At 55.3% G+C, this 12244-nt stretch carries 10 protein-coding genes and 4 tRNA genes; 1 reads left to right on the top strand and 13 read right to left on the bottom strand.

From position 1 onward, the window contains the following. Position 1: 1 nt before the first annotated feature. The 5 genes from DWW12_RS08175 to DWW12_RS08155 form a co-directional block, all read right to left on the bottom strand. Positions 2-811, bottom strand: coding sequence for a ScpA family protein (locus tag DWW12_RS08175; RefSeq protein ID WP_117855684.1), 810 nt, complete (start codon positions 809-811; stop codon positions 2-4). Positions 812-895: 84 nt separating this feature from the next. Continuing rightward, positions 896-1579: a site-2 protease family protein gene (locus DWW12_RS08170; RefSeq protein ID WP_117855683.1), complete on the bottom strand. Its 684-nt coding sequence runs from the start codon at positions 1577-1579 to the stop codon at positions 896-898. A 9-nt stretch (positions 1580-1588) separates the two neighbouring features. Then, complete coding sequence (locus DWW12_RS08165; RefSeq protein WP_233544275.1) at positions 1589-1885, bottom strand: hypothetical protein; 297 nt, start codon at positions 1883-1885, stop codon at positions 1589-1591. After that, a complete protein-coding gene (locus tag DWW12_RS08160; RefSeq protein ID WP_117855682.1) occupies positions 1872-3908 on the bottom strand; it encodes an ABC-F family ATP-binding cassette domain-containing protein in 2037 nt (678 codons plus the stop codon). The genes DWW12_RS08165 and DWW12_RS08160 overlap by 14 nt, the downstream gene beginning before the upstream one ends. 75 nt (positions 3909-3983) lie before the next feature. After that, positions 3984-4056 (bottom strand) — tRNA-Ala (locus DWW12_RS08155). Positions 4057-4674: 618 nt separating this feature from the next. Here DWW12_RS08155 and DWW12_RS08150 point away from each other — a divergent pair. Next, a tRNA-Ile gene (locus DWW12_RS08150) sits at positions 4675-4750 on the top strand. A gap of 209 nt (positions 4751-4959) precedes the next feature. Here DWW12_RS08150 and DWW12_RS08145 read toward each other — a convergent pair. The 8 genes from DWW12_RS08145 to DWW12_RS09965 all read right to left on the bottom strand — a co-directional run. Continuing rightward, a tRNA-Ala gene (locus DWW12_RS08145) sits at positions 4960-5032 on the bottom strand. A 465-nt stretch (positions 5033-5497) separates the two neighbouring features. Further along, positions 5498-6652 carry a hypothetical protein gene (locus DWW12_RS08140; protein ID WP_117855681.1) on the bottom strand — a complete coding sequence of 385 codons (1155 nt, stop codon included), beginning with the start codon at positions 6650-6652 and terminating at the stop codon, positions 5498-5500. Positions 6653-7021: 369 nt separating this feature from the next. Beyond that, positions 7022-7096: transfer RNA gene (locus DWW12_RS08135), tRNA-Val, on the bottom strand. Positions 7097-7234: 138 nt separating this feature from the next. Continuing rightward, on the bottom strand, positions 7235-8023 hold the full coding sequence (locus DWW12_RS08130) for a DUF3825 domain-containing protein (RefSeq protein WP_117855680.1): 789 nt from the start codon (positions 8021-8023) through the stop codon (positions 7235-7237). Between the two features lie 292 nt (positions 8024-8315). Continuing rightward, positions 8316-8993 carry an RloB family protein gene (locus tag DWW12_RS08125; RefSeq protein ID WP_117855679.1) on the bottom strand — a complete coding sequence of 226 codons (678 nt, stop codon included), beginning with the start codon at positions 8991-8993 and terminating at the stop codon, positions 8316-8318. Next, the gene (locus DWW12_RS08120) at positions 8986-10281 is read right to left on the bottom strand and encodes an ATP/GTP-binding protein (protein ID WP_117855678.1); all 1296 of its coding nucleotides are present in this window, start codon (positions 10279-10281) and stop codon (positions 8986-8988) included. The genes DWW12_RS08125 and DWW12_RS08120 overlap by 8 nt, the downstream gene beginning before the upstream one ends. Positions 10282-10480: 199 nt before the next feature. Beyond that, complete coding sequence (locus DWW12_RS08115; protein ID WP_117855677.1) at positions 10481-11410, bottom strand: FRG domain-containing protein; 930 nt, start codon at positions 11408-11410, stop codon at positions 10481-10483. Positions 11411-11662: 252 nt separating this feature from the next. Then, positions 11663-12244, bottom strand: a 582-nt coding sequence (locus tag DWW12_RS09965; protein WP_199570760.1) for a hypothetical protein, incomplete at its 5' end; no start/stop codon positions are given.

Here is a 12244-nt window from a genome sequence, read left to right as displayed (position 1 = left end):
CCTATTCGGTGAGCTCGGGGCCCTCGCCGGGCACGTATGCCTCGGCGCCCTCGACGCGGTTGATTTGAATGGTTCCAAAAATCTCGTCCTGGCTCAATGTGAGCGAGCCGCGCTTGGCGAGCTCCAACATGGCCAGGAAGGTGACGACGAGCTGCTCGGTGGTGGCGTCGCCGTCCAGCAGCTCGCGGAAGGTGCAGGTTTGGTGCGCCATGGTAAAGCGGTCGACCGAGGCCACGGTCAGGTCGAGCGGCACGCGATGCGGTGCCACGTGCTCGGCCTCCAGCAGGAAGGTCTGGCGCTTGCCGTCCAGGTCGGCGCAGATGACGGCGAGGCCGCGCAGGGTAATGCCGGCCAGATAGTCGGGCATAAGGCCCAAGAACTCGGGGTCGGGGCCGGCCACGCGCGGATGCATGCGGCTCTCGGCCTGCATGCGCGCGCCAAGGGCCGCCGCCGCGCCCTTAAACTGCTTGTAGGCGATCAGGCGCTGGATCAGGACCTCGCGCAGGGCATCGCCGTCGAGCGCGCTGAGTTCCTCGAGATCTTCGTCGTCCTCATCATCTTCTTCGGTGTTGCGCGGGGCCTCCTGGGGCACCAGCGAGGCAGCCTTGATGTCCAAAAGGGTTGCCGCGACCAGCAAAAAGTCACTCGCCACATCTAGGTCCAGTGCCTCGATGCGCTCGACCTCGGCAAGGTATTGCTCGGCCACCTCGCTGATCGAGATGGCGCCGATATCTACTTTTTGGCGGGTTACCAGCTGCAGCAGCAGGTCGAACGGTCCGCTGTAGACCTGCGTCGACACGCGATACGACATCTTCGACCTCCTTTGACGGCGCCTTCGCGGCGCGGTTTGGGTGCATGTTGCGACCGTTTTGCACGGTCGACCTGTAAGTTTACCCTAGATGCCGGCGATTGCGAAGTTGAGCAGATGCTCCGCCAGCGGATACACGGTAACGTCGAAATACCGTCCGATCACGTCGATGCCGGTCCACATGGGCAGCAGGTACAGCACCAGGATGAGGATGGGCATGGCGTATTGATGCAGGCGATAGTAGTTGGCGAGCGTTTTGCCTTTGAGGAACGGCACGATAATCGACGAGCCGTCGAGCGGCGGGATCGGGATGAGGTTAAAGAACGCGAGCGACAGGTTGACCACGATAAAGGTGGCGCCGAAGTTCATGATTTGGGACGCCACGGCAAAGGACATGCTGGCGTAGAGGTTGCCGTATGCCGCGTGCATGAGGGCGGCCGCGAGACACGCGAGGGCGATGTTCGATGCGGGGCCGGCTGCGCTCACCAGGACCTCGTCGCGTTTGGGGTGCTTGAGGTTGTTGAGGTAGACGGGCACGGGTTTGGCAAAGGCGAACACCGGGCCGCCGGCGGCAAGCATGAGTAGCGGCAAGATGACGGTGCCAAATGGGTCGATGTGATTGAGTGGGTTGAGCGAGACGCGGCCGCGCGAACGGGCCGTCTTGTCGCCGAGCGCCCAGGCTGCGGCGGCGTGCGCGCTCTCGTGGATAACGATGCCCACGATGACGGCGACAGCGCTGGCGAGCAGGTTCATGAGGTAGCTGCTGGACATGGCGCTCCCCTAGCGGACGCGGCGCGAGGCGCGCGTGAGCAGGTAATCGCCCACAAACAGGATCACGGCGACGATGGCGTAATCCAGGCGGAACACACCGCCAAAGGGCGACGTGATGACGCCGTAGCCGGCGATGGCGCTCGGAAGGGCGCGCGAAAGCTCAACGACAAAGCCCACGATCTGCAGCTTGGCGGTGAGGCCGCTAAAGCACAGCAGCACGGTCATCGCGCTCATAAAGATGCCGCAGATACGACAGACGATGGCGATGATGCTCATCGCCACGGCAGCGGCCTTACGAGAGTTCACGCGCGGTCTCCTCTTCGATCTGGGTGGAAAGCTCCAGCCATTCGTCCTCGAGCTTGGGCAGCTCTTGCTTAAGGCTGTTATATTCCCCCAGCGCGGCGTTGAACTTGTCCTGATCGGCATAAAGCTCTTCACTTGCCATCAATTCCATAAGCTCGTCATAGCGGGCGCGCTTTTTGTCGAGCTCTGCCTCGATCTTCTTGAGCTGGTTGCGCACGCCCTTGAGCTTTTTGTTGAGCGCGGCGCGGGCCTGGGCCTCGGCGCGTTTTTGCTCTTTGGTCTTTTTGCCCTCGGCAGGCTTGGGGGCCGCGGCGGGGCTACTGGCCTGGACGGCGTTGGCGGCATTGTTGCTCTTGCTTGCCACCGGCGCGCTCTCCCCTGCCGCCTCAGCAGCGGCGCGGGCAGCGAGATCCTCGCGCTTGTAGAGGTAGTAGTCGTAGTCGCCGTCATAGACCGTGACCTTGCCATCACGGATGTCGATCACGCGGTTGGCCACGGCGCGCACCAGGTGCTCGTCGTGGCTGATCAACACGATGGTGCCGGGGAAGTTTTGCAGGGCGTTCTCGAGCATGTCCACCGAGTCGATGTCCAGGTGGTTGGTGGGCTCGTCCAGGCATAGAAGCGCCTCGGGCGCCACGAGCATCTTGGCGAGCGCCAGGCGCGCTTTTTCGCCGCCGGAGAGGACGCGGACCTGCTTTTCGATTGCGTCATTGTCGCTAAACAGGAAGGCGCCCAGCAAGCTGCGCTGTTGCGGCACGGTCCACTTGGGCGTGACGGTGTCGATCTCTTGCAGGACGGTGTTCGATTCGGTCATGCCCTCGAGCGCGTGCTGGGCATAGTAGGCGACGCCCACGTTGGTGCCCAGGTCGCGGGTGCCGGAGGTAGGCGGCTCCAGGCCGGCGATGATCTTCATGAGCGTGGACTTGCCGGCGCCGTTGGGGCCGACGAGCGCCACGTGCTCGCCGCGGTAGAGCTTGAGGTCGATGTCGCTGTAGATGTGCTTGTCGCCGTAGGATTTGGAGACGCCCTCCAGGCCCACGACCATGTCGCCGGAGCGCGGCGGGTCGGGGAACTTAAAGTCGATGTGCTTGTGGCCCTCGGGCAGAATGACGAGCTCCTTTTTGATCTGCTCGATCTTGCGGATGCGCTCCTGCGCCTGGGCGGCCTTGGTGGGCTTGTAGCGGAACTTGTCGACGAAGACCTGCATGTGGGCGATGTCGCGTTCCTGGGCGGCGCGCTTGGCGCGCATCTGCTCCAGGTTGTCCTCGCGCTGCTTGAGATAGCTGCTGTAGTTGCCGGTGTAGGTGGTCACGCGGCGGTTTTCGAGCGCGGCGACGTGGTCGACGCAGGCGTCCATGAAGGCGCGGTCGTGACTGACGATGAGCACGGCGCCGTCGTAGTTGGCGATAAAGCCGCGCAGCCACTGGACGCTCTCGAGGTCCAGGTGGTTGGTGGGCTCGTCCAGCAGCAGCAGGTCGGGGTGGCGCAGGAAGAGCTTTGCAAGCGCGATGCGCATCTGCCAGCCGCCCGAGAACTCGGAGCACGGGCGCTCAAAGTCGGTGACCTTAAAGCCAAGGCCGGACAGGATCTTGCGGGCGTTGCTCTCGAGCTCGTAGCCGCCCAGGTGCTCAAAGCGGTCCTGGACCTGGCCGTACTCGTTAAGGAGCGCGTCGACGTCTTTGCCCTTCTCGGAGAGCTCGGTGATCTGGGCCTGCAGCTCGTTGGCGCGCTCGCCCATGCGGCGAATTTCCTTGGCGGCGGCCATGACCTCGGCGAGGATGGTGGTGTCCTTTTGCTCCAGGTTGGTTTCCTGCTCTAGATAGCCCACCTGGCAGTCCTTGGCGTACTGGACCTGGCCGGCGTCGGGGCTGTCGATGCCCATGATGATTTTGAGCATGGTGGTTTTGCCGGCGCCGTTAGGGCCCACGAGCGCGAAGCGCTCGCCGGGGTTGATCTGGAAGGACGCGCCGCTAAAGAGGACGCGCGCGCCGAAGCTTTTTTCGATCTTGTCGACCAGGAGGATCATGCTGCCGCCTTTGACCTTGTGTGCCTATATGAAAAAAGGCCCCAACTTGCGTTGGAGCCTCATTCAATGCTCGGGTGGAGACGAGGGGGATCGAACCCCTGACCTCTTGACTGCCAGTCAAGCGCTCTCCCAGCTGAGCTACGCCCCCGTGCGAAGAAGTACTATACGGGAACTCGGACCACGATGCAAGGACAATTTTGGAAAAATTTTCGCGAGTGTCGGCGCGCACGGGACCGCGCCAGCCCGCGGGGCGCCTGGCCCCCGCACAGCCCGTACGCCGGCCGACTTGGCGCGTGGAACACGACGCGCCCCGTTCAACAGGGTTTTCCGTGCGCCGCCAGTCCCATTATCGGGTCCGATTGCGAAGCGCCCCTCCCCAGCGCCTCAGAACCATGCCGGTTTACTACGATAAATCAGGAATGTCCAACCACGCACGCCTTTTCGTGCAACCGGCGGGCTACCTACCTGCGGTTTTGCAAACGGAGAACACACGGTGCTCGGGGGTCGCCGATTCGTCGTAGTAAACCGGCATGGTTTTGAAATGGCATCAGGTTGATTTCACGCAAAAATGTGTCGAAGCCCTGAATTAAAGGCCTTAACTTCTTTAGATCGCGTCTTTTCTGCGACTCGCCTAGATTAGCTGTTGTTTAGCATCGGACTTGATCTTGCGTTGTGCGACTTGCTCGTGCATGGTAGTATTTCACGTCGTGAAGCGAAGAAATTAGGTCTGAGTTGCCTTTGTTAGAATTGCATTCACCGTTCATAAGGGCTCTTGGCGCAACGGTTAGCGCAGGGGACTCATAATCCCTGGGTTCTGGGTTCGAATCCCGGAGGGCCCACCAGAGATTTTTAAGGCCGGGCATTACGCCTGGCCTCTTTGTTATTGGCGCTGCGGACTAGCTTTGCCATCCACAGACGTAAAGTTATTAACATTCATATTTATGATTAACAATGGATATGTAGCCAAGATGCTGCCCAGCCAAAAGATGTGTAAATCGATAGATATGAAAAAAGGCCCCAACTTGCGTTGGAGCCTCATTCAATGCTCGGGTGGAGACGAGGGGGATCGAACCCCTGACCTCTTGACTGCCAGTCAAGCGCTCTCCCAGCTGAGCTACGCCCCCGTGCGAGAAAGTACTATACGGGAACTCCCCCGCCGATGCAAGGACAATTTTGGAAAAGATTTTACGGTGCGTGGAACGGCGCGGGGCCGAAGGGACACACGATGCCCGAAATAGCCCGCGGGGCGCGCCCCAGGTGCCGCCGGCCAGAACAAAGCAATCCGCGGTGCTTCCGCGGGAGGGTTTCGTCTGAGCCCTTCTCCGCGCCTTCGGGTCAATTTACTGAACCGTGCGCAGCTCGCGCCAGCTGGTCGCTTCATAAACGGACCGGTTTACTACGACGATTCCCGGATTTCCGACCACACGCCTACATTCGCAAAACGGGCAGGCATTCTACCTGCGGTTTTACGAGCGACGAATTCGGTGTGCTCAGCTACCCCCAATCCAACGTAGTAAACCGGCGTGGTTTTAAAATGGCACTTAATTACTGCAGCATATAAAGTAGTAATAATGCTCACTTGAACATTATTACTTACCAATACCAAGCCAATTGCACAGAACGTTGGCTCGCAATCTGGTCTCAGCGCATCTCATCGCCTCGGTTTTTGGTTTGTAGCGCAACTCCAATCGCTCACACACACTGTGAATGATGGCATCAAGCTGATCGTGATCATTGAGCATGTCATGGGTTACAAGAAATACGTCGTATCCCATGCTTTGTAATGCTGTCATTCGTGCGGCATCGTGGTCCAGCACGGCGCCTGAACCATGGATAACCTCTCCCTGAAGTTCGATAATCACAGCTTTTATTATTATTGGGTTTACGATGACGATATCGCCGTAACAGATTTTCTGACCTGCGATTTTTCGAGCTGAATTCGACAGCGGTGTTAAGTCGTTGACGTATATGTTTTTAAACTCCGCTCCGCCAGTACGCCTCGGAAGACTTAGCAACATGATTCCAGCAACTTCTAGCGGGGATGCCGCAATACCCATTACCTGCCGTGCGGCTTCGTAGAATTGTTTTCCCCACATCTCGCCCTTAACCTTCGCTGCAAATTTGTGCAGTTCTTCTATTTCAATAAGAGGCTTTCTCATCCAGAGCGATGTGCCTTTTCCGTTTGCTTTATTTCCGGATCCGTCATTCTGCTGCCCACTTTGATCATTCTCGCTGTCCTTCTGGCTCGCCCGAGCATAGACTCGCTTCCATGGGGCCTCGTCTTGGGTTTCATCTAGTTCAAAAAGACTTTCTGTGGTGTACTGCTCTTCTTCTGATTTTGCTTGCTCAAGTGCCATGTCGACCGCGGGCGATGGTTTAAAAACCGAAAACCATCCGCAGAGCTCGTACATGGCCAGAACCAGGTCGCATGAAGAAACGCTTCGAGTCATGGTGAATAGCGTATGAAGAGGGTCTGTGACGCTAAAGCCCATGCCCGTGTCGATCGAGACCTTCTCTGTATAGGCGCTGTTCCATCGGATGGTCCGTCTTGTCTCGGAATGTAGGTTGCTTCGAGTTGATGCTGCTGTGATGACTGGGGTCTTGAGGACGTCGGTTACGAAAGGGGCTTGGGATAGAGCTCGCCAGCCTTCTTCGGAGTTGGGTAGGCGCGGGTAGAGGTCGCGCACCTGCGGTGGGCAGCGCCAATAGCGGAATGCGGTGTTTGCGCAGACGATTTCGTCCATTTGCGCCTCCCCTGGTATCGGCCGTAGACCGTGCGGTTGTGGTCGTGGACGATTATCTACCGGGGCATCATGCGGGTAAGTACCGGAAGCTGACCAAACGCTGACCAAAAGCTTGACGCAATCCGTTGAAAAGCCGCCATAGGCATGAACGCGCTGGTACAAGCTGTGAGCCAGCGGTCTCTGTCTCCACAATTGCACATAGATTACGCAGGGAATTCAATGAATGAACGCAGACGCATTTTGCAAAACGCGCAATGACGACACCTAAGGTGAACTGCGTAACATATAACGCCTTAGGTAACTTCGCTTCAATTTTGGTGTCAAAAAGAAAAAGGTCAGAGGCTTAACACCTCTGACCTGTGCTTTAGATGGTGGGCGATACAAGATTCGAACTTGTGACCCCATCCGTGTGAAGGATATGCTCTACCCCTGAGCCAATCGCCCGTCGCCTTTCGGCAAAAGAGATACTAACATAGCCGCGCGCGGTTTACCAAGAACTTTTTGCCCTCGATTTTAAATTCGTGGGTGCTAGCCAAGCCAAAACAACCAAGGCAATCGGCAAAACCGCAGTTAAGCCACCCTTTATCGCTTAATCCACGAGGTCTCGGGACGGCAGATAAGTCGAGCATTGTTATAGGCCATGTCGAGCGTGAGGCAGGTGCGCGCGGCGTAGAAGCCGTCCTCGCGCTGGATGGTCAGCGCCAGTTCGGGCTTGTCGCCGGTTAGGCACAGCGGCAGCAGCAGTTGGATCCGACCGCCGTAGAACTGCGGCACGGCGAGCGTGTAATTGGCGGCGGCGCGGCGGGCGGCCTCGACGACGGCTCCCTCAAAGGCGCGGCGCAGCAGCAGCGAGTTGCCCTCCCCCATCAGGCTGGCGGGAATACGCGTGAGGTTCTCCTCGTCGCCCAGAATGTGGTCGATGTTGGAACGGATGGGCAGGCGGTAGTCAAAGACCAGCTCGGAGGGGTCCTCGGCAAAGCGCACGCGGCACGGCAGGTATTCAAACGAGACCAGCATGGGATCGCTTTCCTTAAAGAAACCCTTCAAAAACCAGCGCTGGCGCGCATCGGGCTTGGTGTTGGGCTCAAACAGACCGTAGATGGTCTCGTAGCGGCGCGTGTACAGGCCGGTGTTGAATAGGCAGCGGTCGTCGTCGAACACCAGCGGCAAGTTGGACGGGGCGGTCTGGTCCACGTCGCGCTCGGTCAGGAACACCGCGCGGCTAAACGAAAACGACAGGTAGTTTTTGAGAATGCGGTTGCCGGGACCCCAGTCCTCGGGGTCGGCGAGGTCGACCAGGCGGTCGTAGCGGGGCTCGTGGCAAAACGCAAAGTCGTAGACATTGCTGCACAGGGTGCTAGGGAGTTCCATGTGGCATCCAATCAAGATAATGGCAGGCGTGCGGATGCTTTGATTTTATACGTGCGACGGATCGCCCGTGCCCACAACGCAACCGCGGCGCAGCTCGTCGGCGAGTTCTTCTCGCGTGCGGTTTCCGGAAACAAGGTCCTGGATCCATGCAAAGTACTGGTTGTCTTTGGGCTCGGGGCTGTCAGACAGCGCGTCCAGTGCCGTCTTCTAGCTGAACATAGCTCCATAGTATTGCTACCTCGTTTACGATTTTTTGAGTTAAAAGCCTGCCCCTAACGCGGGATGAATCACACTAGTTACCCGATCCAAATACGTCATCTACAAGATTAGGCAAGTCTGTCCATACTTGATAGGCGACAACGTTGTCCGGATACATTTCTCTTGCACGACGTTTATCATCCGTGTTGTGCTTTGCGGCATTGGTCAAAGCCTGGTCCTTGTTGCCGTCAATCATTTCGAGATTTACCGACTTGAACTTTGACGCGGAGGACCTGTTGGGGTCAGTAGATTTTAGAACGCCAAGGTCGCGCGCTCTTTTCTCACATTGTGGCGTCGATGCAAAAGTTTCCGGGCATGGTGAGACATGATCGATAAGCCATACTTCAAAGCATGGGTTGGAGATCGCGAGCCTAACTCCCTTTGTCTTTGCTTCTCGTTCTGCTGCGGCTAGGTTTCTGAACTCATCTGAATCGACCACGATCCATGCGGAACTCAATGCTTCGATTTCGCCTGCTTTAACGGCCTTTTTATCTGAATCGAGCTCTCGCGAAAGCTGCTTGGCCACCTTCAAAGGGTCTCCGTCAATATGCCGATACAGCACGTTTCCGCGAACGTCCATTTCAGTAATAAGGAAGTTAAAATAATCGGTTTCGGTCACCTTTCCATTGGACACAATTAGGTGGCGCTTTCGCTTGGCTCTTGTCTGCTTTTTGCGGCCGCGAGCAAGCCCCCTCCTTTCTGTTTTAGCCATCTATGTCAGCGCCTTCCTTCATGAGTTGGGCTACAAGTTGATGAAAACTTGGGTTGGGCAGCGGCACATATACACCGTTTAAATAATTGCGCCCCAGATTCTCATTTGCGCGAGGAGAATATTCCATCGCAGCAATTAATTGCGAAGCACCTTCAGAGTCCTTTTCTACAAACCAGACCTGGTCACGTTCGAGCACCTCTTCCATGGGGCTGGTTCGCGTCATCAAGGTGACATCATGGGTTGAGAAGATTAGCTGCGCACTCTTTGGATTTGTGTCGGGATCGGCGAACAGTGAGACGAAGTCGCGCAGGAGCGTAGGATGAAGACTCGAATCAAGCTCGTCAATTACTGTTGTGGCCCCACTGCTTAAAGAGCGTAAGGCTACCGAGAAAAACGCCAGCGCAGCTTTTGTGCCCTCCGATTCATGGGCGGAGTCCAGCCAAAAGCCATCTCCCGAGCCTTTATGGTGGAAGAACAGGTCATAAGCGAACGACAATTTAAAGTCTTCTGCAATTTTATTACGTGCCTCTTCCGGAATCTCATCGAGTCCAATGAGTGAGTCTTTTAAACCCATGACGCCTTCCGATTGACGGACATCCATGCCGTCAATTCCGATATCAGCATATTTAATGAGCTGAGATAGCATCTGAGCTCGTGCGTTATCGTTGATAAACAGCTTTTTTATGGTGGCGAGTTCTGCTAGATAATGCGTTGCATCATAGAGATTGATGTCATTGGCAAGAGCTGCGAATGCGGGTTGAATTACATCACTTCCAGCCGCCGCGGCGGCAGATAAGAACAATGAATTATTGCGCGTGATATCCCAAAGTTGTTTTTTGGCGCCTGTAAAGGTGCTACCAAATTTAATTGACTGTTCCCCGTTTATCGAAGAGCGGTCATAAAGAAGGGACGGCTGTTTTGATCGATACACAGTGAGATTCTCATATGTAACCTCATTTTTGTTTACACCAAATGAAAACTCATACTTCAAATTGCTGGCGATAAAATCTATCGAGAATTCTGTGTCATTTGATCGCGATTCCGAGTCAAGTAAAAAAGGGACGATGGGTATTTGAGAATTCGCATCGCCTGTCGCATAACCTGTACGAACAAAGTAAGAGACAAAGTAAAGAGCATTTAGGAAATTTGATTTGCCTGACGCGTTTGCGCCGTAAACCGCAGCCACTCGCACGGGCCCAAGTTCCTTTTTGCTCGAAATCGGTTCAAACGAGAACTGCTGAGTATCTCGAAAGCTCTGAAAGTTCTTAAATGAAAAATTGAGGATCATCTTTAGAATCCTTCTCAAATATATCGATTATTTACAGACATCCTTAAATAATAAGAACAATTATATAGTTTTAAAACCGATATTTGTTAGCTTTGAACAAATATCGGTTTTAAATTGAGATTTTAGGCAATGAACCTTATAAGTGCGTATGACATAATGCCTGAAGCATAATTCTCTACGCTGATATTAAGAGCAATCTTCAGTGACGGTGTCTCTTAATCTCACTCACTATGCCGGCGCATCTCTTCTCAATGCTGTCGGGAAAGAGCGAAGCTTCGGTAATGCCAAGTTTACTCAACTCGTTCAGTATTGATGCTTTTCTATTAGATGGCACTATGCAACGACCGGCTATCACGGGACTGTCTTTGGGCAGTGGACTTATTAAGTCATCAAACGACAAAGAAGAATCCTTACCACGAATGTCATTTGGGAAAAGAATATATTGGCCGGACTGAGCGGCTTGTCTATCAAGATATCTAGTTCCGTAGACAAATAATGTATCTTCGCAGCACTTCTTAAACCATTTTGCCTGATCAGTTGGTTCAGGGCAATTTGAAAGCACTAGATCACGTTGATAGTCAAAGTATGGTCTAGATATTGCAAGCGAGGCAAAATGAGACAGAATCTTTGAGTTCAAAAACAGATGCCAAGAGTCCGCAATTGCCTGGCAGATGGGATATTCCCGCTTATCTCCTCCCGGTCGCCTAAAGATAAATACTTCGCCCACGTCTTCAGGATTGCCGCAGGCGAAATAGAGGGCGGCAAGCGCGTTTGAAGTTACATCTAATAGTCTGGTGGGGACTCCGTAGTGCTGGAGGCAGGCTAAAAGATCAATCGGAAGCAAATCACGCTTGAAGATATTTGGCATTATGCGGCAGGCAGTTTCAATAATGTCCGCCTCGTGCGTAAGACTGCCTATGATAAGGGAAATGGTGTCCGATCCCAGTTCACGCCGATAGCTGTCTCTTCCGATTGACGGAACAAGATCAAACTTAGTGGATCCTTGTCCTCGGAAAACAAATGTAGATTCATATGTTCTGGCGTCACCATTTATTGTTGGTGAAAGTCCGTTGATGTATTTGATATACGAGGCTACATCATCAACCTCAACTTCAGTTTCATTAGACATATATCAATCCTTAAGTGGAACAAGAAGCTTAATAAACGGCAGTATTTGAATTGCAATTATCTTATCGCTCTGGCGGATGGGGTGTAGGGCTCAACATCGGTAACAGATCGAGAGGCAGTCGAGCTAAACAAAATAGTGCCGTCGCAGCGATAGCTGATACGGCACCAATCTCTAAGAAGATGATTTAGTAGAAGGCTATAGACTTCTGCAATAGCTGCATTTACCACCCCCTGGTCTCGCTTAAACGGGGCCCTAGCAGCGATATGCGGCAGCCAAGAGCGCTGTCCCCAGAAGGAAAAGCGCCACAGAGGCGACGACCCAGTTGCTGTCGCCGGTCTTGGGGAGTGCCGCAGTTGCCGCGGTGGCAGCTTTGGGCTTGGGGACTTTGGCGACCGTGGTCTTGGTTACTGTCGTTGTTATCTTGGTTGTCGCGGCCGCTGGTTTCAGCGCCGGATTTACCGTGGGTCCTGTGGTGGGCTCTCCGGCAGCGGGGTTAGCATCGGTGGGAGACTTGCCCGCGCTATCGCCAGTCACCTCGCCCCTGTCGGTCTCCCCCGCCGGAGGCGTGGCTACATCGGGCTCAATCACAACATGCGGTGCCACGACCCCTGCAGCATCCACCACGCCACTAGTACCAAAGGTCCCGCTAGCAGGCGTTACAAATCGCGCAGACACAAGCGAGCCGCCCGTGCACGCAACGCCGCCGTCGGCGCCGGTCGCATCAAGCCACGAGGCGTCGACGGAAAGACGACAGCCGGCCGCACCATCGCCAAGGCCCGCATCCTGCAGATACACGCCGTAGGCGCGCACGCCCGCTCCAGACCCGGCGCCCGT

It is taken from the genome of Collinsella sp. AF14-35 (assembly GCF_003464565.1).
Lineage (GTDB): Bacteria > Actinomycetota > Coriobacteriia > Coriobacteriales > Coriobacteriaceae > Collinsella.
This window is presented reverse-complemented; position numbering and strand designations above follow the sequence as displayed.

Bases quoted from the DNA above. Each gene is read 5' to 3' on its own strand.
- DWW12_RS08175 (WP_117855684.1), bottom strand. From the start codon at position 811: ATGTCGTATCGCGTGTCGACGCAGGTCTACAGCGGACCGTTCGACCTG.
- DWW12_RS08170 (WP_117855683.1), bottom strand. From the start codon at position 1,579: ATGTCCAGCAGCTACCTCATGAACCTGCTCGCCAGCGCTGTCGCCGTC.
- DWW12_RS08160 (WP_117855682.1), bottom strand. From the start codon at position 3,908: ATGATCCTCCTGGTCGACAAGATCGAAAAAAGCTTCGGCGCGCGCGTC.
- DWW12_RS08140 (WP_117855681.1), bottom strand. From the start codon at position 6,652: ATGGACGAAATCGTCTGCGCAAACACCGCATTCCGCTATTGGCGCTGC.
- DWW12_RS08130 (WP_117855680.1), bottom strand. From the start codon at position 8,023: ATGGAACTCCCTAGCACCCTGTGCAGCAATGTCTACGACTTTGCGTTT.
- DWW12_RS08125 (WP_117855679.1), bottom strand. From the start codon at position 8,993: ATGGCTAAAACAGAAAGGAGGGGGCTTGCTCGCGGCCGCAAAAAGCAG.
- DWW12_RS08120 (WP_117855678.1), bottom strand. From the start codon at position 10,281: ATGATCCTCAATTTTTCATTTAAGAACTTTCAGAGCTTTCGAGATACT.
- DWW12_RS08115 (WP_117855677.1), bottom strand. From the start codon at position 11,410: ATGTCTAATGAAACTGAAGTTGAGGTTGATGATGTAGCCTCGTATATC.